This is a genomic window from Nocardia sp. NPDC050435 (assembly GCF_040655395.1).
In the GTDB taxonomy this organism is placed as follows: Bacteria; Actinomycetota; Actinomycetes; order Mycobacteriales; family Mycobacteriaceae; genus Nocardia.
In genome coordinates, this window is the sequence record NZ_JBFAJW010000007.1 from 324,023 (window position 1) to 345,762 (window position 21,740).

23 protein-coding genes are annotated in these 21,740 nt (G+C 70.0%); 12 read left to right on the forward strand and 11 right to left on the reverse strand.

Annotation, left to right across the window (positions count from 1 at the left end; all coding sequences use genetic code 11):
- The first annotated feature begins 7 nt into the window (after positions 1–7).
- Positions 8–409: a cytidine deaminase gene (locus AB0I43_RS23040; protein ID WP_356973964.1), complete on the forward strand. Its 402-nt coding sequence runs from the start codon at positions 8–10 to the stop codon at positions 407–409.
- A gap of 9 nt (positions 410–418) precedes the next feature.
- On the opposite strand, the gene AB0I43_RS23045 is transcribed toward AB0I43_RS23040, so the two are convergent.
- Together AB0I43_RS23045 and AB0I43_RS23050 are read right to left on the reverse strand one after the other, a co-directional pair.
- Positions 419–658 carry a hypothetical protein gene (locus AB0I43_RS23045; RefSeq protein WP_356973965.1) on the reverse strand — a complete coding sequence of 80 codons (240 nt, stop codon included), beginning with the start codon at positions 656–658 and terminating at the stop codon, positions 419–421.
- A gap of 10 nt (positions 659–668) precedes the next feature.
- Complete coding sequence (locus AB0I43_RS23050; RefSeq protein WP_356973966.1) at positions 669–935, reverse strand: hypothetical protein; 267 nt, start codon at positions 933–935, stop codon at positions 669–671.
- Positions 936–1,030: 95 nt separating this feature from the next.
- Between AB0I43_RS23050 and AB0I43_RS23055 the strand changes: the two genes are divergently transcribed.
- From AB0I43_RS23055 to AB0I43_RS23065, 3 genes are all read left to right on the forward strand, one after another.
- The gene (locus AB0I43_RS23055) at positions 1,031–2,317 is read left to right on the forward strand and encodes a thymidine phosphorylase (RefSeq protein WP_356973967.1); all 1,287 of its coding nucleotides are present in this window, start codon (positions 1,031–1,033) and stop codon (positions 2,315–2,317) included.
- A gap of 85 nt (positions 2,318–2,402) precedes the next feature.
- Positions 2,403–3,500 (forward strand): adenosine deaminase, encoded by a 1,098-nt coding sequence (locus AB0I43_RS23060; protein WP_356973968.1) that lies wholly within the window; start codon positions 2,403–2,405, stop codon positions 3,498–3,500.
- 88 nt (positions 3,501–3,588) lie between these two features.
- Positions 3,589–4,245, forward strand: a complete 657-nt coding sequence (locus AB0I43_RS23065) for a hypothetical protein (RefSeq protein ID WP_356973969.1) — start codon at positions 3,589–3,591, stop codon at positions 4,243–4,245.
- Positions 4,246–4,297: 52 nt separating this feature from the next.
- Here the strand turns inward: AB0I43_RS23065 and AB0I43_RS23070 are convergent, their stop codons facing one another.
- Genes AB0I43_RS23070 through AB0I43_RS23090 form a run of 5 tightly spaced genes read right to left on the reverse strand, consistent with a single transcriptional unit; the run spans position 4,298 to position 7,740 of the window.
- Positions 4,298–5,563, reverse strand: coding sequence for a primosomal protein (locus AB0I43_RS23070; protein ID WP_356973970.1), 1,266 nt, complete (start codon positions 5,561–5,563; stop codon positions 4,298–4,300).
- A gap of 26 nt (positions 5,564–5,589) precedes the next feature.
- Positions 5,590–5,925: a YbaB/EbfC family nucleoid-associated protein gene (locus AB0I43_RS23075; protein ID WP_356973971.1), complete on the reverse strand. Its 336-nt coding sequence runs from the start codon at positions 5,923–5,925 to the stop codon at positions 5,590–5,592.
- A gap of 15 nt (positions 5,926–5,940) precedes the next feature.
- Positions 5,941–6,285 carry a hypothetical protein gene (locus tag AB0I43_RS23080; RefSeq protein WP_356973972.1) on the reverse strand — a complete coding sequence of 115 codons (345 nt, stop codon included), beginning with the start codon at positions 6,283–6,285 and terminating at the stop codon, positions 5,941–5,943.
- On the reverse strand, positions 6,282–7,415 hold the full coding sequence (locus AB0I43_RS23085) for an NlpC/P60 family protein (RefSeq protein WP_356973973.1): 1,134 nt from the start codon (positions 7,413–7,415) through the stop codon (positions 6,282–6,284). The genes AB0I43_RS23080 and AB0I43_RS23085 overlap by 4 nt, the downstream gene beginning before the upstream one ends.
- Before the next feature lie 4 nt (positions 7,416–7,419).
- A complete protein-coding gene (locus tag AB0I43_RS23090; RefSeq protein WP_356973974.1) occupies positions 7,420–7,740 on the reverse strand; it encodes a hypothetical protein in 321 nt (106 codons plus the stop codon).
- 160 nt (positions 7,741–7,900) lie between these two features.
- Between AB0I43_RS23090 and upp the strand changes: the two genes are divergently transcribed.
- Positions 7,901–8,524, forward strand: coding sequence for a uracil phosphoribosyltransferase (gene upp / locus AB0I43_RS23095; protein WP_356973975.1), 624 nt, complete (start codon positions 7,901–7,903; stop codon positions 8,522–8,524).
- Between the two features lie 3 nt (positions 8,525–8,527).
- Here upp and AB0I43_RS23100 read toward each other — a convergent pair whose 3' ends face one another.
- A complete protein-coding gene (locus AB0I43_RS23100; protein WP_356973976.1) occupies positions 8,528–10,021 on the reverse strand; it encodes a phospho-sugar mutase in 1,494 nt (497 codons plus the stop codon).
- On the reverse strand, positions 10,022–10,801 hold the full coding sequence (locus AB0I43_RS23105; RefSeq protein ID WP_356973977.1) for a purine-nucleoside phosphorylase: 780 nt from the start codon (positions 10,799–10,801) through the stop codon (positions 10,022–10,024).
- Positions 10,802–10,939: 138 nt separating this feature from the next.
- Between AB0I43_RS23105 and AB0I43_RS23110 the strand changes: the two genes are divergently transcribed.
- The 3 genes from AB0I43_RS23110 to AB0I43_RS23120 all read left to right on the forward strand — a co-directional run bounded on the left by AB0I43_RS23110 (position 10,940) and on the right by AB0I43_RS23120 (position 14,266).
- Complete coding sequence (locus AB0I43_RS23110) at positions 10,940–11,644, forward strand: enoyl-CoA hydratase-related protein (protein ID WP_356973978.1); 705 nt, start codon at positions 10,940–10,942, stop codon at positions 11,642–11,644.
- 91 nt (positions 11,645–11,735) lie between these two features.
- Positions 11,736–12,977, forward strand: a complete 1,242-nt coding sequence (locus tag AB0I43_RS23115) for a M20 family metallopeptidase (protein ID WP_356973979.1) — start codon at positions 11,736–11,738, stop codon at positions 12,975–12,977.
- A complete protein-coding gene (locus AB0I43_RS23120; protein WP_356973980.1) occupies positions 12,974–14,266 on the forward strand; it encodes a M20 family metallopeptidase in 1,293 nt (430 codons plus the stop codon). Before AB0I43_RS23115 ends, AB0I43_RS23120 begins: the two co-directional genes overlap by 4 nt.
- Positions 14,267–14,333: 67 nt before the next feature.
- On the opposite strand, the gene AB0I43_RS23125 is transcribed toward AB0I43_RS23120, so the two are convergent.
- Entirely contained in the window at positions 14,334–14,810 is a 477-nt protein-coding gene (locus AB0I43_RS23125; protein ID WP_356973981.1) for a gamma-glutamylcyclotransferase, read from the reverse strand.
- A gap of 173 nt (positions 14,811–14,983) precedes the next feature.
- Here AB0I43_RS23125 and AB0I43_RS23130 point away from each other — a divergent pair, with 173 nt between their 5' ends.
- The 4 genes from AB0I43_RS23130 to AB0I43_RS23145 all read left to right on the forward strand — a co-directional run bounded on the left by AB0I43_RS23130 (position 14,984) and on the right by AB0I43_RS23145 (position 20,186).
- The gene (locus AB0I43_RS23130; RefSeq protein ID WP_356973982.1) at positions 14,984–16,387 is read left to right on the forward strand and encodes an NAD(P)H-quinone dehydrogenase; all 1,404 of its coding nucleotides are present in this window, start codon (positions 14,984–14,986) and stop codon (positions 16,385–16,387) included.
- Positions 16,388–16,607: 220 nt separating this feature from the next.
- Positions 16,608–17,651: a hypothetical protein gene (locus AB0I43_RS23135; protein ID WP_357432634.1), complete on the forward strand. Its 1,044-nt coding sequence runs from the start codon at positions 16,608–16,610 to the stop codon at positions 17,649–17,651.
- 190 nt (positions 17,652–17,841) lie between these two features.
- Positions 17,842–18,921 carry a hypothetical protein gene (locus tag AB0I43_RS23140; protein ID WP_356973984.1) on the forward strand — a complete coding sequence of 360 codons (1,080 nt, stop codon included), beginning with the start codon at positions 17,842–17,844 and terminating at the stop codon, positions 18,919–18,921.
- Positions 18,922–19,010: 89 nt separating this feature from the next.
- Positions 19,011–20,186 (forward strand): PLP-dependent aminotransferase family protein, encoded by a 1,176-nt coding sequence (locus tag AB0I43_RS23145; RefSeq protein WP_356973986.1) that lies wholly within the window; start codon positions 19,011–19,013, stop codon positions 20,184–20,186.
- A 3-nt stretch (positions 20,187–20,189) separates the two neighbouring features.
- Here the strand turns inward: AB0I43_RS23145 and glpK are convergent, their stop codons facing one another.
- Entirely contained in the window at positions 20,190–21,689 is a 1,500-nt protein-coding gene (glpK, locus tag AB0I43_RS23150; protein ID WP_356973987.1) for a glycerol kinase GlpK, read from the reverse strand.
- Between the last annotated feature and the right edge of the window lie 51 nt (positions 21,690–21,740).

Genomic DNA, 21,740 nt, shown 5'->3' on the forward strand with positions numbered 1-21,740 from the left:
GTATCGGATGCCGGAAATCGACTGGAATACGCTGCGCAGCAACGCAATCCAAGTCATGCGCAATGCCTATGCGCCGTATTCGCGGTTTCCGGTCGGCGCCGCCGCTCTCAGCTCGGACGGACGCATTGTGAGCGGGTGCAATGTGGAAAATGTCTCATATGGATTGGGCCTCTGCGCCGAATGTGTACTCATCGGTAACTTGATTTCCGGCGGTGGCGGGCGCCTGCTGGCCCTCTCCGTCACCGATTCCCGCGGCGAAATCCTCATGCCCTGCGGTCGCTGCCGCCAGCTGCTGCACGAGCACGGCGGGGGCGGGCTGCTGGTCGACCACAAGGATGGCCCCACCCCGCTGCGCACCCTGCTGCCCGACGCCTTCGGCCCCGACGACCTGGACGCCGGGCAGCTCTAGCGGGAACGCTCAGCAGCTCTCTTCGAGTTTGGTGTCGACTTCCTCGTCGGTCGCCGATGTCAGGTGCGCTATCTCCTGCTCCGGGACGGCCAAGGCTTGCAGGAGCCGGGCGAAACTGCGCTGCATGACGATTTCGACGGCGGTGAGACGTCTGGTCAGGTCGTAGATCGAGCTGCCGTGGCTGGTTTCGATATCGGCGACGCGGCCCTCGAGCCTCGCGACTCGGTTATCCAAGCGTGCGTACGTCACGGCCGCCCCCTCAGCAGTTCTCTTCGAGGGCGGCGTCGACCTCGTCGTCGGTAGGCGCGGCTGCGGGCGGGATGTGGATCGGCTGGAGCCCCATGCGCTCCATCATCAGACCGATGCCCTGGGCGATCGCCGTGGTCTGGGTGGCGATCCGCGCCGTGTGCACCTCGACGCCGGTGACGCGGCGGCCGAGTTGGTAGAACTCCTCGTTGTAGCCGTGCTCCACATCGCCGACCCGGTTCTCCAGCTGGGTGACTCGACCGGCCAGTGTTTCTGTCATAGCTCCCCCAAACAGTGATCGAATGATGCACAGAGGCTATCGGAGGAGTCCGACAAGAACCAGGGCGCCGACGTGTCGCGTGCGAGACTGGCCGGATGGCGCTGGATGCGGTTTCGATCATCACGACCAAGCGGGACGGCGGGGAGCTCTCCGACGACCGGATCGATTGGGTGGTGGACGCTTTCACCAGGGGAGTGGTGGCCGACGAGCAGATGAGCGCGCTGGCGATGGCGATCCTGTTGCGCGGCATGACGCGCCGGGAGACGGCGCGCTGGACGGCCGCGATGATCGCCTCCGGCACCCGGATGGATTTCACGGATCTGCCGCGCCCGACGGTGGACAAGCATTCGACCGGCGGGGTGGGCGACAAGATCACCTTGCCGCTGGCGCCGCTGGTGGCGGCCTGCGGCGCGGCGGTGCCGCAGCTGTCCGGGCGCGGCCTCGGGCACACCGGCGGCACGCTGGACAAGCTCGAGTCGATCCCGGGCTGGCGGGCCGAGGTGCCGGTCGCGCGGATGCGAGAGATCCTGGCGGACCCGGCGATCGGCGCGGTGGTGTGCGCGGCCGGCGCGGATCTGGCCCCCGCGGACAAGCGCCTGTACGCGCTGCGCGATGTCACCGGCACCGTCGAGTCCATCCCGCTGATCGCCAGCTCGATCATGAGCAAGAAGATCGCCGAGGGCACCGCGGCGCTGGTGCTCGACGTGAAGGTCGGCGCCGGCGCCTTCATGAAGTCCGAAGCCGACGCCCGTGAATTGGCCACGGCGATGGTCGAATTGGGCACCGACTCGGGTGTGCGCACGGTGGCCCTGCTGACCGCGATGGACACGCCGCTGGGCCGCACCGCGGGCAACGCGCTCGAGGTCGCCGAATCCGTCGAGGTGCTCGCGGGCGGCGGCCCGCCCGACATCGTCGAGCTGACCCTCGCGCTGGCCCGGGAAATGGTGGCGCTGGCCGGGCTCGACGTGGACCCCGCGGACGCGCTCGCCGACGGCCGCGCCATGGATCACTGGCGCGCCATGGTGCGCGCCCAGGGCGGCGACCCGGACGCCGCGCTGCCCCGGGCCCGGCACACCGAAACCGTTCGGGCCGAACGTGATGGCGTGCTCACCCGGCTCGACGCGCTGGGTGTCGGCCTGGCGGCCTGGCGGCTCGGCGCGGGCCGCGCCCGCCAGGGCGACCCGGTGCAGTTCGGCGCGGGCGTCGAAATGCACGCCAAGCCGGGGGATTCCGTCACCGCGGGCCAGCCACTGCTCACCCTGCACACCGACACGCCGGACGCGTTCGCGGGCGCGCGGTCGGCGGTCGCCGACGCGTTCGACATCGGCTCCGCCGACCGGCAGCCGGCCACCCCGCTGCTGCTGGACCGGATCGCGGGCTGAGGAGACCACAATCACATGGCCCGATGATGTGACGACCTCCACGAACCGGGGTGCCGCGAGCCCGGTCTGGGGCTAGCGTGGGTTCATGACAGGACCGATGCCTTTGACCCTTGCCTCGATCCGCCAAGCTCCCAAGGCGCTACTGCACGATCACCTCGACGGTGGTCTGCGGCCCGCGACCGTGCTGGAGCTCGCCGCCGATTGCGGTTACGACCAACTACCCGCCGATGATGCCGTCACCCTGGGTGATTGGTTCCGGGACGCGGCCGACAGCGGATCGCTGGAACGCTATCTGGAAACCTTCGCCCACACCGTCGCGGTCATGCAGACTCCGGAGGGCCTGCGCCGCGTCGCCCGGGAATGCGCCCAGGATCTGGCCGCCGACGGCGTGGTCTACGCCGAGGTGCGCTTCGCCCCGGAGCAACACCTGGAGCAGGGCCTGTCCCTGGACGAGGTGGTCGAGCACACGCTCGCCGGTTTCCGCGAGGGCGAGCAGCTCGCGGCCGCCGACGGTCACCCGATCGTGGTGACCTGTCTGCTCACCGCGATGCGGCACGCCGCGCGCTCGCGCGAGATCGCCGAACTCACGGTGCGCTGGCGCGACCGCGGCGTCGGTGGCTTCGATATCGCGGGCGCCGAGGCGGGCTTCCCGCCCAGCCGGCACCTGGACGCCTTCGAGTACATGCGGGCCAACAGCGCGCATTTCACCATCCACGCGGGTGAGGCCTTCGGCCTGCCCTCCATCCACGAGGCGCTGGCGTTCTGCGGCTGCGACCGCCTGGGCCACGGCGTGCGCATCACCGACGACATCAAGGTCCCGGGCGGGCTGGAGGACGCGCAGCTTGGCCTGGTCGCGAACTACGTACGGGACCAGCGGATCCCGCTGGAGCTGTGCCCGTCGTCGAACGTCCAGACCGGTGCGGTGCCCTCGCTGGACAAGCACCCGTTCGATCTGCTGGCCCGGCTGCGGTTCCGGGTCACCGTCAACACCGACAACCGCCTGATGAGCGACACCGACATGAGCCGGGAGATGCTCAAGCTGGTGCAGACCTTCGATTACGGCTGGTCGGATCTGGAACGCTTCACCATCAACGCGATGAAGTCGGCGTTCATCCCGTTCCCGGAGCGGCTGCGCATCATCGACGACATCATCAAGCCCGGCTACGCGGTTCTGCTGGGCTAGCGGCGGTGAAACGCCCGGGCGGCGTGGCGGCGATCCGAAGGGGAGCCCCGCCGCATCCGGGCGGCGGGCCCGGATAGCGTGGGTGACCATGAAGGTTGTGCAGATTCCGCGGCGTTTCAACGGCCCGCCCGGTTCCGGCAACGGCGGTTACGTCGGGGGAATGCTGGCCGAACAGAGCGGCGATCCGGTGCTGACGGTCCGGCTGCGGAACAAGCCGCCGCTGGAGACGCCGTTGCGGGTGCACGCGGGGCAGCTGCTCGACGACGCGACGACGATCGCCGAGTTCCACCCGGGCGCGTTCGAACGCGATGTGCCGCAGCCGGTTTCGTACGCGGTGGCGGAGCGGGCGGCGAGCGCCTATGAGGGCAACGAGATCTTCGCGGGCTGCTTCGTCTGCGGCAGCGGGCGAGCCGACGGGCTGCGGATCGAGGCCGGTCCGGTCGGCGCCGGACTGGTCGCCGCGGCGTGGACTCCGGCAGATGACCTGCCGCTCGGCGCTCCGCTGCTGTGGGCCGCCATGGATTGTCCCGGTGGCTGGTCGCTGCCGGGCATGGCCGAGAACCCGGCCCTGCTCGGCTCGATGACCGCCGCGGTGCTCGACCGGCCCGCGGTCGGCGAGAAATGCGTGGTCGTCGGCCGCTACGACGGTGACCAGGGCCGGAAGTCCTACGCCGCCACCGCGATCTACGGCTCCGACGAGCGGCTGCTGGCGCACGCCGAACAGATCTGGATCCGCCTGCGCTGAGACGCGAAGACCCCGGCTCCCGCGTGCGGGGCCGGGGTCTGCCGGGTGCGTATTACTTCTGCTGGTCGAGCCGCGCCTCGAAGTTGCGCTCCAATTCGCGCCAGGCCTTCGACTCCGCGCCGAACGGCGGGTTCGGCGCCATCCGGGTCGGATCCGGGTTGAGCAGGTAGGACACATACCAGCCCAGCGGTGTGGACACCGCCAGCGCCTGCTCGACCGCGTCGTCCTCGGCGTAATCGGAAGCGTCGGTGAACAGCTCCACCGCCAGCTCCAGCTGCTCGAAATCGACCGCGTCCGGGCCCTCGGCCAGATCCTCGGTCAGACCCGGCAGCACGTAGACGTTCTCGTCGGTGACCTCGACCTCGAGCGAACCGTCCACCGCCGCGGTCTGCACATCGGTGTAGGTACTGACCCGAGCCAGATCGTGCTCGTGCTCGTCGGCCAGGTAGCGGGCCAGCGCGCGCTCGGAACCGAAGACCGTGATCCGGCCCTCGGTGCCCAGGAAGATCGGCTCGTCGTCCAGGTAGCAGCGCAGCGTGAAGAAGGTGCCCTCGGAGGTGACGATCTTGACCGGGTCGATGCCGACCTCGTGCCAGAACGAATCGTCCTCGTCCTCGTCGTCTTCCTCGTCCTCGTCGTCCTTGTTCAGGTCGACGGTTTCGAACTCTTCTTCCTCGTCGCTGTCGGCCGCGTCGTCGGCGTCGACGACGTTCTCCTCGGCGGCCAGCAGCTCCGCCTCGGCGACGGCCACGGCGGCCTTGTCGACCTCGGGCGTGGAGACCACCGAGTCGACGGCGTCGAGGACGTTGTCCCAGTCCTTGACGATGGCGGCGCCGATCTGGTCCCAGATCTCCTCGCCCTCCCGGTCGGCGAAGAAGCTCGCCCCGGCGGCCAGCGCGCCCAGCGACGGGTGCGAGCCGAAGAACTTGGTGACCACGTCCAGCTCGCAGACCTCGCCGATGTTGCGCACCATCGACAGGGTCTCCTCGAGCTCGGCCACGGTGTCCACGTCGGGATCGCCGGCCGCCAGCTCCGGAACCGCCACCAGGTCGTAGGAGTGCGCGTCCTCGGGCTCCAGCTCGGCCGCCGACAGACCGGCGACGACCTTCCACGCGGGATGGTCGACGAGGTCGTTGTCGGAGTCCGTCCGGATGAACGCGGCCAGCTCCGCGACGGACTCGAATCCGTACAGCGAATCCTCGTGACCGAGGAACGCCTCCCACTCGTCGTCACCGTCTCGCCAGCGCGGTGCCCACAGTGTGACGAGATCGCCGTCGGTCAGGCCGAGCTCGATCGGGACGATGTCTCCAGAAGCCATGAGCGGAAGCCTAACGACTCGCCGCGTCAGGCACTATCCGGCCTGCCCCCAAGGGCGCTCGAGGGCGCGTTTTCGGCCGGGGCGAACGACTCGTTCAGTGCGGCAATGACGTTCGAACGCTGCCCGCCCGCGTCCTCCGCGGCCTGTCGGCAGGCCCACACGATGAGCTGGGAGACGTCGGCGGGCGCCATCGAGGTGACCGACTCCGACAATTGCAGGCCGACCAGTGCGCCGTCGCTGTCCACCTCGACGCCGACCGCGCCGTCTTCGGTGGTGAAGGTGCCTCGCACCTGCTTGAGGCCGTACAGCGCGGCCTCCAGTGCTTCCAGCTTCGCCGTCGCGTTGGCGACCAACGCGTCCATTTCAGCACTCATTGTTTAGACCGGCCTCATCCAGCTCGTCTGTCCAGTGTCCGCGTCGTCGATGCGATCGAGTTCGTCGACCGCCTGCTGCCGGGTGGGCAGGCCCAGTTTGTCCAGCACCTCGGCCGACATTCCCGACTCGGCCAGCACCTCGCGGCGGCGGGCACGGGCGGCGATGGCGGACCGTTTGGTCAGGCGCAGGATCTCGGCCGCGAGAGCTTGCGCGCCGTAACGGTATTCGCTGCGCTCGAATTTGATCTCGACCGGCATGCCCTGATCGGTGGCGCGCACCGCGATGGTGCCGGACCGGTTCTGGCTGGCGGCGACGGTGACGTTCGGAATCTGCTGCGGCTGGGTCATGATGTGGGCCTGTAGAAGCCGTAGAACTCCATACCTATGTTCTCCGTTCGGATGGAACTGACCGAGACCGGATCGCCGGCCTCGACGAGTTGCCCGTTGCCGATGACCATGGCGACGTGGCCGTCCCATACGGCCAGGTCGCCGGGCTGCAGATCGCCGGGCGAGACTTGCTGGTGTCCGATGTGCTGTTCCTGGGCGAGGCGGGGCAGTTCGACACCGGCCTCGCTGTAGGCCCATTTGGTCAGGCCGCTGCAATCGATGCCGCTGTTCGGGTCGTTGCCGCCCCACACGTAGGGCGTGCCGACCGCCGAGAGCGCCGAGGTGACCGCCTTGGCGGCCTTCTCGTTCGGCGCCTCCACCACACTGCCGTCCGGCAGGGTGATCTTCACACCGCCGTTCTCCGTTTTCTCCGTCTTGACCTCGGTCTGCTTGGCCGTGGAGGTGTTGGAGCTCGGGGTCTGGGTGGTGTCCTTGGTTTTGGACGTGGTGGCCTTGGCGGCGCTGCTGATCGCGGAGACGCCCGTGTTCAGCGCGGAACTGGCCAGGCCGCCGGTGCCGCTGGTCAGGCTGTCCAGGGCGGATTTGGCGGTGCTGAGCAGATTGCTGCTGGTCGCGGCGGGCGCGGTGGACGGCGCCGGCGTCAGCTCGTTCATGCTGGCCGTCGAGGTCTGCAGCTCGGTCTGGGTCTTGTTGACGACGCCGATGCCCTGGTTGAGGTGATCGATGGCGGTGCTCACCAGTGCCGTCAGGCCCACCGGGGTGGTGATCGTGGGCAGCAGGCTGGTGGCGTTGCTGACGAAGGACTGCACGACGGTGTCGAGTTCCTTCTGCCCCGTCTCGACCTGTGCCGCGGCCTGATTGACGACCGCGGCCATCTCGGTGAGCACGTCGGAGGTCTGCGCGGAGGAGGTCTGTACGCGCAGCGCCTTCGCGGTGGCGGCGTCGGCGGTGACGCCGTCGAGCGCGGTGTTGAGCTGGTTGATGCTGCCCTTGCCCAGGGTGTGCAGCGACTCCAGCGCCGAGGAAGCCGAGGTGAGCGCGTCGGACGCGCCGCCGGAGGGGATGACGCCGGAGCCGAAGCTGGACAGCAGGCTGAGCAGCGGCTGCGCCAGCAGGTTGATGTCGATCACCGTGTCATCCGTCCAGGTCGGTGGACTTGAACGCGGCGGCGGTGCTCAGATCCTGTTCGGAGATCTTGGTGGAGGCGACACCGGTGGCGATGCCCATGCTGGACAGCACGGCCGAAAGCTGGGCGATAGCGGCGACATTCCCGGCGTGCGCCGCGGAATAGGCGGCCATGAAATCACCGCCGATCAACCCCATGATCGGACCGAGGAGGGCGGGATTCCCACCCGCGGCGCTCGCGGCCGCGGCGGTCATCTCGGTGGCCATCACCTCGGCGGTCGCGCTGTAGGTGGCGATGCCCTCGGCGTCGGCCGAAAACTTTCTTGCCATTACTGCTTCCCCCATCCGTTTGTTCCCAGGCAGAGTACGTCATCCACTTGGTTCGACGCGCGGCCCCGAGATTCGGTTCCAGCCCGTCGAAAAAAACTTCCCGAAGACCCCGCCCGAGGAACGCTCGCGTCGAGCTCGACTACGACCTTATCGTTTCGGAATGCGTACGCACAGCGTGGACCACCCACTTGCCGCCGCCCTGCTGACCACCATGCGCGACGCGCGGACGCCCAATGCGGCCTTCCGCGCCGCTCTGCGCGACCTGACCCGGGTGCTGGTCTACGAGGCGTTGCGGGAGGCCCCCGTGACCCGCTTCGAGATCTCGACACCGGTGGCGTTCACCGAGGGCGTGCGGCTGGCCCAGCCGCCGCTGCTGGTGCCGGTGCTGCGCGCCGGACTGGGCATGATCGACGCCGCCGTGGAGATGATTCCGGACGCCCGGGTCGGCTTCGTCGGCATCGCCCGAGACGAGGACACCCACCAGCCCGTCCCGTACATGCAGTCGCTGCCCGAGGAACTGGCGGGATTACCGGTCTACGTGCTGGATCCGATGCTGGCCACCGGGGGTTCCATGCGCCACACCCTGGAGCTGCTCGCGGCGCGCGGCGCCACCGACATCACCGCGGTCTGCGTCGTGGCCGCACCGGAAGGCATTGCCGCACTGGAGGATTCGGGCCTGCCGGTGCGCCTGGTCACGGCCGTGGTGGACGCGGGGCTGAACGAGAACGCCTACATCGTGCCGGGGCTCGGCGACGCGGGCGACCGGCAGTTCGGCCCGCGCTGAGCCTCAGAGCGTGCGGCAGTACTCGGCGATCTCGGAAAGCCGTCGCGCGGCCGCCGCTTTCGCCTCCGGCAGCCCGGCGCGGCCGGACACCGGTTCGACCACCTCCAGATAGCACTTGAGCTTGGGCTCGGTGCCCGACGGGCGGATCACCAGCCGCAGCCCCGTGCCCTCGAAAACCAGGGCGTCGGTGTGCATCCGGCCCCGGGCCGCCAGCAGATCGGTGTATTTCACCGGCTCGCCCGCGATCTCGCCGGGCGGGCCGGTGCGCAGGCGATCCACCACGGCGGCGGCCGCAGCCGCGTCGGCCAGGCGCAGCGAAACCTGGGCGCCCGCGTGCAGGCCGAATTCCAGTGCGTAGTCGTCGAGTTCGCCGAGCAGGGTGCGGCCCCGCGCCTTCAGTCGCGCGACCAGGTCGGCGGCGACGACCGCGGCCGAGATGCCGTCCTTGTCGCGCACCGCCACCGGGTCGACGCAGTGCCCGATCGCCTCCTCGTAGGCGTAGGCCAGGCCGTCGCCCGCGCGGGCCAGCCATTTGAAGCCGGTCAGGGTCTCGGCGTAGCGGGCGCCGCGGGCCGGCGCCAGCTTCGACAGCAGGCGCGAGGACACGATCGTGGTGGCCACCAGCGCGCCGGGCGCGGCCGTGGCGAGCACGCAATCGGCCAGCAGCACACCGGTTTCGTCGCCGCGCAGCATCCGCCAGCCGCCGTCCCCGCGCACGCCGACCGCGCAACGATCGGCGTCCGGATCCAGGGCGATCGCGAGATCGGCGTCGACCCGCTCGGCCAGCGCCAGTAGTAGATCGGTGGCCCCGGGTTCCTCCGGGTTCGGGAACGCGACGGTGGGGAAGTCAGGGTCCGGTTCGAATTGCTCGGGCACCACGTGCACGTCGGTGAACCCGGCCGCGGCCAGGGCGCGCACCGCGAGCTCGCCGCCGACGCCGTGCAGCGCGGTGAGCGCGATCCGGACCTCGGCGCGGGTGCCCGCGCCGCCGATCAGATCCCGCAGGCGCCCCACCCGATCGAGATAGCGCCGCACCAGATCGTCGTCGGCGGGGAGCACCGGCTGTCGCTCGACGGGCCCGGTGATCGCCTCGATGCAGCGCTCGATCTCGGTGTCGGCCGGCGCGATCAGCTGCGAACCGCCGTCGAGGTAGACCTTGTAGCCGTTGTCGGCGGGCGGGTTGTGCGAGGCGGTGATCTGCACACCGGCCACCGCACCCAGCTCCCGGACCGCGTACGCGACCACCGGGGTCGGTACCGGCTCGGGCAGCAGCAGCACCGGGAAGCCCGCCGCCGCGAAGATCTCCGCGGTGGCGGTGGCGAATTCGGCGGAGCCGTGCCGGGCGTCGCGGCCCACGACCACGGTGCCGCCACCCAGGCAGCGCCCGCGCAGCCACACGCACAGCCCCGCGGTGGCGCGCGACACCGTCTCGACGTTCATGCCGTCCGGGCCCGCGCGCAGCGGCCCGCGCAGACCCGCCGTGCCGAACCGCAGCATCTAGAGCCGCTCCAGCACGCCGCGCAGCAGTTTCCCGAGACGTGGTGCGGCGGCCTGCCCCTCGGCCAGGACCTCGGCGTGCGAGAGGTGCGCGCCGGAGATGCCCGCGGCCAGATTGGTGACCAGCGAGATGCCCAGCACGCGCGCGCCCAGCGCCCGGCAGGCGATGGCCTCCAGCACCGTCGACATGCCGACCAGGTCGGCGCCCATGGTGCGCAGCATGCGGATCTCGGCCGGTGTCTCGTATTGCGGGCCGGTCAGGCCGGCGTACACGCCGTCGGTCAGGCTCGGGTCGACTTCCCTTGCCAGCGCGCGCAATTCGGGATCCCACGCGTCGACCAGGTCGACGAAGGTGGCGCCGGTCAGCGGGGTGCGCCCGGTGAGGTTGAGGTGATCGCTGATCAGCACGGGAGCACCGACGTCGAGGTCGGCGCGGATGCCGCCGGCGGCGTTGGTGAGCAGCACGATCTCCGCGCCCGCCGCGATCGCGGCGGCCACCGGATGCACCACCTCGGCCGGCTGGTAGCCCTCGTAGAGATGCTGGCGGCCCATCAGCAGCAGCACCGACTTGTCGTCCACGGGCACCGAGTGCACCGTCCCGACATGTCCCTGCGCGCTGGGGGTTCCGAAGCCGGGCAGCTCGGGCATCGGCACCGAGGCGGTGGGCGTGCCGATTTCCGCGGCCGCCTCCTGCCAGCCCGATCCCAGCACCACCGCGATCCGGTGACGGTCGACTCCAGTTCGTTCGGCGATAGCCTCCGCGGCCTTTTCGGCAAGCATGAACGCCACGATAGTCGGGTCGTATCGACCGCGCCGGATCCGGTCGGTCCCCAGTTCCGCGCCCGGAATCCGCGGCACGCCCCGCACCGTTGCTACCCACCAGTAGGAATGCGGCGCGGGCCGGGATACGCTGCACGCATGCCGTACCTGGAACGTGAAGGTGATGTGTTCGTCCTGTACCTCGGGACCGAGGGCCAGACCGACAACGAGAACCGCTTCCACCCGGACTGGATCGATCAGGTGCACGGCCTGCTCGACGAGGTCGAGGCGTCGGAGGGCCCGGCCGCGCTGGTCACCACCGCCACCGGCAAGTTCTTCAGCAACGGCCTGGACACCGATTGGCTGTTCGGAAACCTGGACCGGATGCACTGGTACCTGGACCGCGTGCACTCGCTGTACACCCGGCTGCTGACCTTCCCGATGCCGACCGTCGCGGCGCTCAACGGCCACGCCTTCGGCGCCGGCGCGATGCTGGCCACCTCCTGCGATCTGCGCGTCATGCGCGCCGATCGCGGCTTCTGGTGCCTGCCCGAGGTGAACCTGGGCATGCCCTTCACCATCGGCATGAACGCGCTGCTCACCGAGCGCCTGACCAACCAGGTGTGCGTGCTGGCCATGACCACCGGCCACCGCTTCCCGGCGGACCAGGCCATCGCCGCGGGCATCGTCGACGAGCAGGCCGATGCGGAGACGTTGCTGAGCGCTGCCATCGCGCGTGCCGCGGCACTGACGGGCAACCGCAAGCCGAACCTGCCGGTCATCAAGCGGGCCCTGCACGCCAAGGCCCTGGCCGGACTCGCGGTCGCGACCACTCCGGAGAACCTGGCGTTCGCCGCCGGATAACTGCTTCTGCCTGCCGCGCGGCCCGCGCCGCCCGCCACCGGGCGGCGCGCACGCCGTGCTCGATTTGCACACCAGTGCGACACTGTGTTCCATGCCACCACCGCGCAGCGGTCATCCCGGGTCGTCCAGCGAACTGCACGCTGGGCGTAACCCGGTCGGCCGCGCGCCCGCCGACGGCGCGATCCAGGCCGCCGCGCCGCGGCTGATCGACCTCTCGCACCGCATCCACGCCGAGCCCGAGCTGGCGTTCGAGGAACACCGCAGCGTCGCCAAGACGCTCGAGCCGCTGACCGAGCGCGGCTTCCAGGTCGAGACCGGCGTCGCCGAGCTGCCGACCGCGTTCCGCGCCAGTTTCGGCAGCGGCGAGCTGACCGTCGCGCTCTGCGCCGAGTACGACGCGCTGCCGGGATTGGGCCACGCCTGCGGGCACAACATCATCGCCGCCAGCGCGGTCGGCGCCGCGCTGGGACTCGCCGAAGTGGCCGACGACCTCGACCTCACCGTCGTGGTGCTCGGCACGCCGGCCGAGGAGAGCGGCGGCGGCAAGGTCCTGATGCTCGAGCGCGGCGTGTTCGACGACGTCGCGATGGCGCTGATGGTGCACCCCGGGCCGACCGACATCGTGAACGCGCGCTCGCTGGCGCTGGCCGACCTGGAAGTGGTGTTCCACGGGCAGGAAGCCCACGCCAGCGCCGCGCCCGAGCGCGGCCGCAACGCGGGGGACGCGGCGACCGTCGCTCAGGTTGCGATCGGTTTGCTACGGCAACATATCCGGCCCGGCCAGCAACTGCACGGTATAGTCGGCAGCGGTGGCGTAGCCCCGAACATCGTGCCCGGACGTGCGGAACTGCTGTATTACCTACGCGCAGTCGACTCCGCATCCCTCGACGAACTGATGCGACGCGCGTCGGCTTGCTTCGAGGCGGGCGCCCTCGCGACCGGCTGCACCCACGAAATCCGGACGCTCGCACCGACATATACCGAGCTGACGCCCGATCCGGCATTACTGTGTGCCTATCGCGAGCAGATCGCCGACCTCGGCCGGGTGCCGATCGCACCGGAACTCGAGGCGCAGCGGCCACTGGGCAGCACGGACATGGGCAACGTCACCAACGTCATCCCGGGCATACATCCGGTTATCGGCATCGACGCCGATGGGGCGGTGACGCATCAGCCCGGTTTCGCCGCGGCGAGCGTCAACGCCTCGGCGGATCGCGCCGTCGTCGACGGCGCGCTGGCGCTCGCGCGTACCGCTATCGCCGTCGCCCGCGATGACGTACAGAGAGACAGGTTGTTGCAACGGCTGGTTCAACGACAGGAGGAGATTCGGTGAGTAGTACCGGCGGTTCGATCCCGGCAGCGGGGACCGCGGCGGGTCGCGAGGCCATGATGACCGGCGTGGACGCCGCGGAGGCGCTGCTACGCCCGCAGGGCCCGGGCCACGCCGTCATCGACACCGTGGCCGCCGGACGCGCCTGTGTGGAGGCGTGGCTGACCGAGCACGCCGTCGATCTGGTCCAGTGGCGCAGGCACATTCACGCCAATCCGGAACTGTCGCGCACCGAGTTCGGCACCACCGAGTTCATCTCCTCCTGGCTCACCAAGGCCGGCCTGAACCCGCAGAAGATGCCGGGCGGCACCGGGGTGATCTGCGATATCGGCCCGGCCGACGGCCCGCGCATCGGCCTGCGCGCCGATATGGACGCGCTGCCGCTGCAGGAGTTCACCGGCCTGTCCTTCGCCTCGACCGTCCCGGGCGTCTCGCACGCCTGCGGCCACGACGCCCACACCACGATCCTGCTCGGCACCGCCCTCGCGCTGGCCGAGATGAACCTGCCGGTGGGCGTGCGGTTCGTGTTCCAGCCCGCCGAGGAGGTCATGCCGGGCGGCGCGATCGACATGGTCGCCGCCGGCGCGATGGAGGGCGTGGACCGGATATTCGCCCTGCATTGCGATCCGCGCCTGGAGGTGGGCCGGGTCGGCATCCGGGTCGGCGCGATCACCTCCGCCGCCGACACGGTCGAGCTGGTGCTGGACTCGCCGGGCGGGCATACCTCGCGCCCGCACCTGACCAGTGACCTGGTCTACGCGATCGGCACCGTCATCACCGGCCTGCCGGGTCTGCTCAGCCGCCGCATCGATCCGCGGACCAGCACCGTGATGGTGTGGGGCGCGGTGTCGGCGGGCAAGGCGCCCAACGCGATTCCGCAGACGGGCATGCTCACCGGCACGGTCCGCACCGGCGACCACGCGACCTGGTCGCTGCTGGAGCCGATGGTGCACGAGATCGTCGACGGTCTGCTCGCCCCGACCGGCGTGCGCTACCAGCTGAACTACCGCCGCGGCGTGCCGCCGGTGGTGAACGACGAGCAGTCCACCCGCATGTTCGAGTCCGCGATCCGCGCGCTCGGCCCGGACGCGCTGGCCGACACCATGCAGTCCGGCGGCGGCGAGGACTTCTCCTGGTACCTGGAGGAGGTGCCGGGCGCGATGGCCCGGCTGGGCGTCTGGTCCGGTCGCGGCGAGCAGCTGGATCTGCACCAGCCGACCTTCGACATCGACGAGCGCGCGCTCTCGGTGGGTGTCCGGGTGCTCAGCAACATCATCCTGCAGGCGGGCTGAGTCCCGCCTCGACGGCGAAGGCCACCTTCCGGCGGGAAGGTGGCCTTCGGTGTTTCGGGGCGCGGGATCAGCCGAACGTGCCCGGCCCGACGTTCTTGCTGTTGCGGGTGCGCAGGGCGTGTACGTAATCCTCGGGCGCACCGGCTTTTTCGGCGGCGTCGGCGATTACTCCGAGGTAGCGGGCCGAGGGCAGGCCGCCCTCGTAGGCGTCCAGCACGTACAGCCACGCCAGCACGGTCTCGGCGTTGTTGTTGGGATTGCGGGTGACGCGCAGCCGGATCTTCTTGTGGATCCCGAAATCGGAACCCTCCCAGCGATCCAGGCTCTGTTCGTCCTCCGGGGAGACGTCGTAGAGCACGACGAAGACCCGGGATCCCGGGTCCTCCACCACGGTGGCGAGCGGCCCTTCCCAGCCGATATCGTCGCCGGCGAAGGTGAGTCGCCAGCCCTCCAACCAGCCCGTTCCGGACATGGGGGAGTGCGGACAGCGCTCGAGCATCTGGGACGAGTCCATGTTCGACCCGTAAGCGGCGTAGATCGGCACGTAGCAAAGGGTAGCCAATAATGGACCCATGCCGTCTATATCCGGCCCAGACTGTGTTTTTTCCGGTGCCGGGCGCGGCGTGTTGGGTCGTTCATAGTTGCCGGCCACTCGCCGGATAACGTGGTAGGAGTCAGCGCCGGAGATCCCGGTCGACAGCTCGAGCGGAGGTACCCATGACCCGCATTGCCATCATCGGCGGCGGCCCGGCCGGTTACGAGGCGGCGCTGGTGGCCTCCCAGCACGGCGCCACGGTGACCTTGATCGACTGCGACGGCATCGGTGGCGCGTGCGTGCTCTGGGACTGTGTGCCCTCCAAGACTTTCATCGCCTCCACCGGCGTGCGCACCTCGCTGCGCCGGGCCAAGGACCTGGGCATCACGCTGGACCCGGAGCAGGCCACCGTGGATCTGCCCGAGGTCAACGCGCGCGTGAAGGCGCTGGCACTGGCGCAGTCCGCGGACATCCGCTCCAAATTGCAGGCCGCCGGGGTGTCGGTGCTGCAGGGCGGCGGCGAGATCCTTGAGGCCGGCGGGCCGCTGTCGGCGCACCGGGTGCTGGCCAAGCTGTCCACGGGGACCGAGCAGATCATCGAGGCCGAGGTGGTGCTGATCGCGACCGGCGCCAGCCCGCGCGTGCTGCCCGGCGCGGAGCCGGACGGCGAGCGCATCCTGAACTGGCGCCAGCTCTACGACCTGGCGGAGCTGCCCGAGACGCTGGTGGTGGTCGGTTCCGGCGTCACCGGCGCGGAGTTCGTCTCGGCCTACACCGAGATGGGCGTGCAGGTGAAGCTGGTCTCCAGCCGGGACCGGGTGCTGCCCGGCGAGGACGCCGACGCGGCGCTGGTGCTGGAGGACGCGCTGGCCGAGCGCGGTGTGGAACTGGTCAAGCACGCGCGCGCCGACGCGGTGGAGCGCACCGCCGACGGCATCGTGGTCAAGCTGTCGGACGGGCGCACGGTCACCGGCACGCACGCGCTGATGACGGTCGGCTCCACGCCGAACACCGAGGGCCTGGGCCTGGAGCGGGTCGGCATCGAACTCGACCGCGGCGGTTACCTGCGGGTGGACCGGGTGTCGCGCACCACCGTGCCCGGCATCTACGCCGCGGGCGACTGCACCGGCCTGCTGCCGCTGGCGTCGGTGGCCGCGATGCAGGGGCGCATCGCGATGTATCACGCGCTCGGCGAGGGGGTGCAGCCGATCCGGCTGAAAACCGTTGCCTCCGCGGTGTTCACCCGCCCGGAGATCGCCACCGTCGGTGTCAGCCAGACCGCCATCGACAACGGCGAGGTCCCCGCGCGCACGGTGATGCTGCCGCTGAACACCAACCCGCGGGCCAAGATGTCGGGCCTGCGGCGCGGTTTCGTCAAGATCTTCTGCCGTCCGGCGACCGGCGTGGTCATCGGCGGCGTCGTGGTCGCGCCGATCGCCTCGGAGCTGATCCTGCCGATCGCGCTGGCGGTGCAGAACAATCTGACGGTCAACGACCTGGCCCAGACCTTCTCGGTGTACCCGTCGCTGACCGGCTCGGTCACCGAGGCGGCCCGTCAGCTCATGCGTCACGACGACCTGGATTAACATTCCCTTGAGGTGACCCGCCGCACTTTTCCCAGTGTGGTTGCTGCGGCGCGCTTTTCATCGCGTTGCCGTGAGCGCGATCTTATGGTTGACTTCCGCTGAGATGCGATCGGCGGGCGGTCGCGTGGTTGCTGTTGCGGGGGAGCAAGTCCTTTCACCACAGGAACGGCGTACGGCCCACGGGTCGTCGGGGAATCGTGTGTGAAAGGGATTGCGAAAAGTGAAACACCGTAAGCCGAATCGGGCGCAGCGGGCGGTGGCGGGGACCTCGATGCCGCTGGCCGCCGCGGCAGCCGTGGCCACTCTTCTCGCAGCGCCCGCCGGGGCTGTGCCGAACGAGCCCACCACACCTACCACGCCGCCCGCGCCGGCGCCGGCGCAGCCCGGAACCATCGAGCAGACCCCGGAGACGGCCACTCCAGAGCCGGGCGCGCCCACCGATCAGCAGCAGCCGAGCAAGCCCACGCCGAGCCAGCCGGGCATCACCACACCGGATCCCGATGAGGTGAAGCCGGATCCGAAGAAGGATCCGAAACTGGCCCAGCCGACTCAGCCGGGTGTCACCACCCCGCGCGTCGCGCCGCTGCCGGTGCCGGGCCAGCAGGCGGGGGACCAGCCGGCCGTCGCCGTGGATCCGGCCGACCCGAACGCGCCGAAGCCAGCCGAGCCGGGCACCCAGGCGCAGCCCGCCCAGCCGGGCACCACGCAGCCCAGGCCGCAGTCGAATGTGCCCGCGCAGCAGCCGGAGTCGCAGGAGAACCTGGTGCAGGAGCCGCCGCGCTGGCAGGCCCCGCGCCTGCAGGCCGCGCCCGCTGCGCCGGTGGTCGAGATGCAGGGCCCGCGCACCGAGGTCGGCGCGAACGTCGACGGCGGCGCGCTGCTGCCCGGTTTCGTGGCCAACACCCACCACTTCAACAACCAGGCCGGCTACGTCGGCACCATCGGTTACCGCACGCCGACCGGCGCCGGTGAAGCCGGTGTGTCGGTGGAGTACCTGGACCCGAACAGCATCAAGATCACCAGCTACACCGGTGGCGAGGGTCTGGCCGACAACAAGAACTCCTTCATCCTGGACACCACGCAGGCCAACGCCGCCAAGGCCGCGGTCGAGCAGTGGATCTCGGCGCAGCCGGGCGGCGCCGCTGCCCTCGAAGCCGCCGCGCGCGTTACACTGCCGTCGATTATCCCGGCGGGCGATGTGGCGCCGCAGACGGTCAACGTCGGTGGAATCACCACCCAGTGGGGTGGTTCGGTCCAGTACTGAGCCGAGCTGTTTCAACGGGTGGGGCGGTCGTTCGCGACCGCCCCACACGTGTGTCCTGGGGAAAGGATTGGTTGTGGGCTCCGAAGGTGATAGGGACAAAGAGTCCGACCAGTCCCGGTCGGACTTCGGGCCCCCGGTAGGCGGGCGCGAGTCGGCGGGGCAGGCGAACCCTGACGATTTCGGGCCTCCGGTGGGTGATTTCGGCCCACCCGTGCGCGATTTCGGCGCGCCCGCACACGATTTCGGCGCTCCGGTAGGCGATTTCGGCGGTCCGGTGAATGATTTCGGCCCTCCGGTCGAGGATTTCGGCGGGCCGAAGCGGGAGGAGTCCGGTCCGCGCTGGAACGCGCCGCCCGCTCCCGATCATCCGGATCTGGGCTGGCGGCCGGCGGGCGAGTCCGCGATGCCGTCGACCCCCACCTACCGGGCTCCCGAACCGCCCCCGCGCCCGCCGCAGCAGCCGCCCGCGGATTTCGGTCCCGAGGTGACGGCGGAGCCGTCCTCGGCGGCCACCACTCGCTACCAGACGCCGCCGCCGTCGGCGCCGGTTCCGCCCGCGGCCGCCGCGTCCTCGCCCGATCGCGACCAGTGGTGGTCCACCCCGTCGGACTACAACCTCGACGACGACGAACCGGCGCCGAGATCCGCCCGCACCGCGGCCCCTGGCATGTCCTGGGCCGACGATCCGATCGCGCAGCGGTTGGCGCCCGGAACGCCGGTGGCCGATCCGGCCCCGTCCAATGCCCGGGGCCGCTGGATCATGCTGGGTGTCGCGGGCATCCTCGCGGTGGTGCTCGGCCTGGTCGCCACCATCGTCGCGCTCAATCGCGATCCCGGCGGCGACGACGACGGGAAGGTCACCGCCGCGCCGCCCCCGCCCCTGACCACCGCCGCGCTGAGCTGCCCCGCCAGCACCGACGGCAAGGTGACGGTCGGCAACGGCGCGGGCAACACCAGCAGCGGCCCGGGCGCGATCCTGGGCTTCCAGTACGCGTTCTACGTGGAACGCAGCGGCGAGAAGGTGCGCAGTTTCGTGGCGCCGGACGCGGAGAACATCTCCACCGCCGACATCATCCAGAAGGCGATCAACGAGCAGATCCCGGTGGGCACCACGCACTGCGTCCGCATCACCGAGGTGCAGCCGGACGCGTTCGACGTCGACCTGACCGAGCACCGCCCCGACGGCTCGACCCGGGTGTACCCGCAGACGATCATCACCGCGAACCGGGACGGCAAGATCCTGTGGTTCGCCATCAAGGAACGGCCGTAGTTCTCATATACTGAGAAAGCAATTTCATATATTGGTAGCCCTGTGCGACTCTGGTGACGCTGATAGCGCGTTACCAGGGAGGTACTCCGATGTCGCCGACGATCCCACCGCTCGCGGGCAAACTCGGAAACCTGCGCAGCTCGGCCATTCGTGACCTGCTGAAACTCACCTCCCGCGCGGAGGTGATCAGCCTGGCCGGTGGCCTGCCCGACGCCGCGCTGATGCCGCGCGAGCGCCTCGCCGCCGCTGCCGCCACCGCCCTCTCGGGCCCCGGCTGCCTGCAATACACCGAGTCGCCGGGCTGGGCGCCGCTGCGCGCCGTGCTGGCCGCCCGCGAATCGGCGCGACTCGGCCGCCCGGTCGCGGTGTCGGAGATCTTCGTGACGCACGGCTCGCAGCAGGCCCTGTCGCTGCTGGCCGAGGTCCTGCTCGATCCGGGCGCCCTGGTGGTCGTCGAGGATCCCGCGTATGTCGGTGCGCTGCAGGTCTTCCGAGCCGCGGGCGCCCGCATCGTCGCGCTGCCGATGGATGCCGAGGGCCTGCGCGTCGACCTGCTGGCCGACCTGCTCGCCACCGGGGACAAGCCCGCGCTGGTGCACACGGTGAGCAACTTCCACAATCCCGGCGGTGTGACGATGAGCCTCGCCCGGCGGCAGGCGCTGGCCGAACTCGCCGACTCGCACGGCTTCTGGGTCATCGAGGACGACCCGTACGGTGAACTGTCCTTCGATCACCCCGCGCCCGCGCCGGTCGCGACGTACTCGCGCAATGTGATCCGGCTGTCGTCGTCCTCGAAGATCGTCGCGCCGACCCTGCGCACGGGCTGGATGATCGCCCCGCCCAGCGTCTTCGGCGGCGTGGAACTGCTCAAGCAGGGCGCCGATCTCTGCGGTTCGGCGCTGACCCAGCAGATCACCGCCGAGGTGCTGGCCGACGAGCCCTGGCTCGACGCGCACGTGGCCGCGGTCCGCGCCGCCTACGGCAACCGGGCCAAGGCCCTGGTGCACGCCCTGCGCGATCGCTTCGGTGACCGCCTGACCTGCACCGACGCGGCCGGTGGCATGTTCGTCTGGGCCGAGTTCACCGACGGCACCGACACCCAGGAGCTGCTGGCCCGCGCCCTGGACGCCGGTGTCGCCTACGTTCCCGGCGCGGCCTTCGCGGTCGACGGCGGGCACCGATCCGCGATGCGCCTGTGTTTCACCACCTCCGACGCCACCACCCTGACCGAGGCGGTCGACAGATTGGCGCGCGCCGCCGCTTGAGCGTCAGTCGACCCAGTCGTAGGTGCGCTCGACCGCCTTGTTCCATTCCTTCAGGCGTTCTTCGCGGTCGTCCTCCGACATGGCCGGTTCCCAGGTCTTGTCGGCGGCCCAGTTGGCGCGGATGTCGTCGGTGTCGGCCCAGAACTCGACCGCCAGGCCCGCGGCGTACGCGGCGCCCAGGGCGGTCGTCTCCTTGACCACCGGGCGCACGACGGGGACGTCGAGGATGTCGGACTGGAACTGCATGAGCAGGTCGTTGTCGGTCATCCCGCCGTCCACCTTGAGGGTGGTCAGTTCCAGATCCAGCTGCTCGGATTCGGCGTCGGCGCGCATGGCGTCGACCACCTCGCGGGTCTGGAAGGCGGTGGACTCCAGGATCGCCCGGGCCAGGTGGGCCTTGTTGACGAAGCGGGTGAGCCCGGCGATCACGCCGCGCGCGTCGGGCCGCCAGCGCGGGGCGAACAGCCCGGAGAAGGCGGGCACGAAGTAGGCGCCGCCGTTGTCCTCGACGCTGCGGGCCAGCGGCTCGATGTCGTCGGCGGAGCCGATGATGCCGAGGTTGTCGCGGAACCACTGGACCAGCGAACCGGTGACCGCGATCGAGCCCTCCAGCGCGTACACCGCCTCCTGGTCGCCGAGCCGGTAGCAGACGGTGGTGAGCAGCCCGTGCTTGCTCAGTACCGGGGTGGTGCCGGTGTTGAGCAACATGAAATTGCCGGTGCCGTAGGTGTTCTTGGCCTCGCCGGGGGACAGGCACGCCTGGCCGAAGGTGGCGGCTTGCTGGTCGCCGAGAATGCCCGCCACCGGAATGCCTTGCAGTGCACCGGATTCGATCTCGCCGTAGACCTCGGACGAGCTACGGATCTCCGGCAGCATCGATTCGGGAACGCCGAACTCCGCGCAGATCTCCGAATCCCACCGCAGGGTGTGCAGATCCATCAGCATGGTGCGCGAGGCATTGGTGACGTCGGTGATGTGCAGGCCGGTGAGGTGCCACAGCACCCAGCTGTCCATGGTGCCGAAGCACAGCTCGCCGGCCTCGGCGCGTTCCTTGGCGCCCTCGACGTTGTCGAGGATCCAGCGCAGTTTCGGCCCGGCGAAATAGGTGGACAGCGGGAGCCCGGTGCGGGCCTGGTAGCGGGCCGGGCCCTCGTCGCCGCCGAGTTCGGTGACGAGCTTGCCGGTGCGGGTGTCCTGCCAGACGATCGCGTTGTAGATCGGTTTGCCGGTCGCCCGCTCCCACACCACGGTGGTCTCGCGCTGATTGGTCACCCCGACCGCGGCGATGTCGGCGGCGGTCAGATCGTGCTTTTTCAGCACCTCGCCGATGACGTGGTCGGTATTGCGCCAGACCTCCTCCGGATCGTGCTCGACCCAGCCAGCCCGCGGGAAGATCTGCTCGTGTTCCTTCTGGGCCACCCCGACGACGCGGCCCTGCCGGTCGAAGACGATGCACCTGCAGGAAGTCGTGCCCTGATCGATGGCGGCCACATAGCGACGCATTGGTGCAGGCTACTAAACGTTCCCGAGTCCGCGCGTCAAGATCGTGACGAC

Bases quoted from the DNA above. Each gene is read 5' to 3' on its own strand.
- AB0I43_RS23115 (WP_356973979.1), top strand. From the start codon at position 11,736: ATGCCACCACCGCGCAGCGGTCATCCCGGGTCGTCCAGCGAACTGCAC.
- AB0I43_RS23050 (WP_356973966.1), bottom strand. From the start codon at position 935: ATGACAGAAACACTGGCCGGTCGAGTCACCCAGCTGGAGAACCGGGTC.
- AB0I43_RS23110 (WP_356973978.1), top strand. From the start codon at position 10,940: ATGCCGTACCTGGAACGTGAAGGTGATGTGTTCGTCCTGTACCTCGGG.
- AB0I43_RS23145 (WP_356973986.1), top strand. From the start codon at position 19,011: ATGTCGCCGACGATCCCACCGCTCGCGGGCAAACTCGGAAACCTGCGC.
- AB0I43_RS23080 (WP_356973972.1), bottom strand. From the start codon at position 6,285: ATGACCCAGCCGCAGCAGATTCCGAACGTCACCGTCGCCGCCAGCCAG.
- AB0I43_RS23070 (WP_356973970.1), bottom strand. From the start codon at position 5,563: ATGGCTTCTGGAGACATCGTCCCGATCGAGCTCGGCCTGACCGACGGC.
- AB0I43_RS23065 (WP_356973969.1), top strand. From the start codon at position 3,589: ATGAAGGTTGTGCAGATTCCGCGGCGTTTCAACGGCCCGCCCGGTTCC.
- AB0I43_RS23130 (WP_356973982.1), top strand. From the start codon at position 14,984: ATGACCCGCATTGCCATCATCGGCGGCGGCCCGGCCGGTTACGAGGCG.
- AB0I43_RS23055 (WP_356973967.1), top strand. From the start codon at position 1,031: ATGGCGCTGGATGCGGTTTCGATCATCACGACCAAGCGGGACGGCGGG.
- AB0I43_RS23105 (WP_356973977.1), bottom strand. From the start codon at position 10,801: ATGCTTGCCGAAAAGGCCGCGGAGGCTATCGCCGAACGAACTGGAGTC.
- AB0I43_RS23075 (WP_356973971.1), bottom strand. From the start codon at position 5,925: ATGGACGCGTTGGTCGCCAACGCGACGGCGAAGCTGGAAGCACTGGAG.
- AB0I43_RS23060 (WP_356973968.1), top strand. From the start codon at position 2,403: ATGACAGGACCGATGCCTTTGACCCTTGCCTCGATCCGCCAAGCTCCC.
- AB0I43_RS23100 (WP_356973976.1), bottom strand. From the start codon at position 10,021: ATGCTGCGGTTCGGCACGGCGGGTCTGCGCGGGCCGCTGCGCGCGGGC.
- glpK (WP_356973987.1), bottom strand. From the start codon at position 21,689: ATGCGTCGCTATGTGGCCGCCATCGATCAGGGCACGACTTCCTGCAGG.
- AB0I43_RS23090 (WP_356973974.1), bottom strand. From the start codon at position 7,740: ATGGCAAGAAAGTTTTCGGCCGACGCCGAGGGCATCGCCACCTACAGC.
- AB0I43_RS23040 (WP_356973964.1), top strand. From the start codon at position 8: ATGCCGGAAATCGACTGGAATACGCTGCGCAGCAACGCAATCCAAGTC.
- upp (WP_356973975.1), top strand. From the start codon at position 7,901: ATGCGTACGCACAGCGTGGACCACCCACTTGCCGCCGCCCTGCTGACC.